The sequence below is a fragment of the Pseudomonas sp. 05T35 genome, assembly GCF_056396605.1.
Map to the genome: position 1 here is coordinate 1 of NZ_JBFTLU010000625.1, position 1,972 is coordinate 1,972.

Annotated in this window: 2 protein-coding genes and 1 pseudogene; 1 reads left to right on the top strand and 2 read right to left on the bottom strand. The window is 56.7% G+C overall.

Going from position 1 to position 1,972, the window contains the following annotated elements:
- Nucleotides 1-609, bottom strand: a 609-nt coding sequence (locus AC1DH9_RS28125; protein ID WP_477809235.1) for a glycogen/starch/alpha-glucan phosphorylase, incomplete at its 3' end; no start/stop codon positions are given.
- 252 nt (nucleotides 610-861) lie between these two features.
- On the opposite strand from AC1DH9_RS28125, the gene AC1DH9_RS28130 reads away from it, so the two are divergent.
- Nucleotides 862-1,299, top strand: coding sequence for a YkgJ family cysteine cluster protein (locus AC1DH9_RS28130; protein WP_019691319.1), 438 nt, complete (start codon nucleotides 862-864; stop codon nucleotides 1,297-1,299).
- Nucleotides 1,300-1,508: 209 nt separating this feature from the next.
- Here AC1DH9_RS28130 and AC1DH9_RS28135 read toward each other — a convergent pair.
- Nucleotides 1,509-1,972 (bottom strand): annotated as a pseudogene (locus AC1DH9_RS28135) (translational GTPase TypA); the annotation flags it as partial.

Consider the following 1,972-nt stretch of genomic DNA (forward strand, 5'->3'; position numbering starts at 1 on the left):
GTTGACGCTCTCAACGGTCACGGTTTCAACGCCGCCACCAAAGCCGATCGGGTAAGCCACTTCTGGCCGTTCAAATTCCCAGGGGTTGCCGAAATCCAGCCAGTTTTCGGTTTGCTCCTGCTGCCAGCCATCGACAACCGCCTGGCGGAACAAGCCGTGTTCATAACGAATACCGTAGCCATGGCCGGCTATGCCGAGCGTCGACATGCTTTCCATGAAGCACGCCGCCAGTCGACCGAGGCCACCGTTGCCGAGCGCAGCATCCGGCTCCAGCAGGCGTATGCGTTCAAGGTCAACGCCCAACTCGGTCAGTGCTTCGCGGGCCACATCGAGCAGGCCAAGGTTGCTCAGGCTGTCGTAGAGCAGGCGGCCTATGAGGAATTCCAGCGAGAGGTAGTAAACGCGCTTCTGGCCTTTGCGGTAGATCTGCCGCGTGTGGTCCATCCAGTGCTCGACCATGTGATCGCGCGCCGCCAGGGCAATGGCTTCGAACCAGTCATGGTCAAAGGCGTGATCCGGATCCTTGCCCACTGCATAGGTAAGTTTGGTCAATACGGCGTCGCGAAATGCGGCCACTTCAGCTTCGCGAACTAGTGGTTCTTGAGTCATCGATAGGACCTCGGACGAGCATGAAATAGACGAGCCTAGTCGGTCTGACATGAGATAAGTGCACTCGTTCGGCGCTTTTTGCAATCGCCTGAATCGAGCCTATCCCCTTGCCGATACACGTTGAAAAGATGCAGATGCCATGCCGATCCCTCGAAAAATTCAGTGTAGCCATAAAAAAACCGGCAAATGGTCGTTCAAAAAATCACCAGTCCCGGTATGATCGCGCGCCCTGATGCACGCTGGTAATTCCACATGATGAAGCCGAACCTGATCGCCGCCGCGGAGATCGACCGTCTCGATACCTGGGCCAAGTACTCTGCCCCGATGTGCGGCTCATGCGTGTCCAGCTGCTGCACGCTGCCGGTCGAGGTCAAGATCAAAGACCTGATCCGCATCGGTATCGTCGACGAATTCGAACTGGGCGATCCACCCAAGAACATCGCCAAGCGTTTGCAGAAAGAAGGCATCGTCGAGCGCTACAACCAGAAGTCCGAGATCTTCACGCTCCAGCGCATGAGCAACAACGATTGCCTGTATCTGGATCGTAAGAGCCGTTTGTGCACTATTTATGAAAAGCGCCCGGATACTTGCCGCAACCACCCGAAAATCGGCCCACGGCCCGGGTATTGCGCGTACAAGCCGAAAGAAGTCGTGCGCGAGAGCAATCCGCGAACCCTCGATAAGTTCTGATCCGTATCTTCGCTGCCTGACAGGGCCCCATCGCGAGCAGGCTCGCTCCCACAAGGTTCGGTGCTGAACACATATTATGTGAACACCACAGCCCACTGTGGGAGCGAGCCTGCTCGCGATGAGGCCGGGACAAACACCGCACAAACCCCAGACAAAAAAAACGCCCCCGGCCTTTCGACCGGGGGCGTTTTCATTCAGCCTGAGTTAACTCAGTTCTTGGCTTTCTTGGCAGCGCGGGTACGCTCGCCTTCGTCCAGGATTTTCTTACGCAGGCGGATCGACTTCGGAGTCACTTCGCACAATTCATCGTCCTGGATGAATTCCAGAGCCTGTTCCAGGGTGAAGCGAACAGGTGGAACCAGGGCGATGGTTTCGTCTTTACCCGAAGCACGCATGTTGTCGAGCTTCTTGCCTTTGGTTGGGTTGACGCCCATGTCGTTGTCACGGCTGTTCAGACCAACGATCTGACCGTTGTAGATCTCTTGACCGTGTTCAACGAACAGCTTGCCACGCGCCTGCAGGGTTTCCAGGGAGTAGGTCAGCGCCTTGCCGGTTTCTACCGATACCAGAACACCGTTCTGACGGCCGGACATGTCGCCGGACTTCATGGTGTCGTAGCGATCGAAGATCGAGGTCAGGATGCCAGCACCGTTGGTCAGGGTCAGGAACTGGT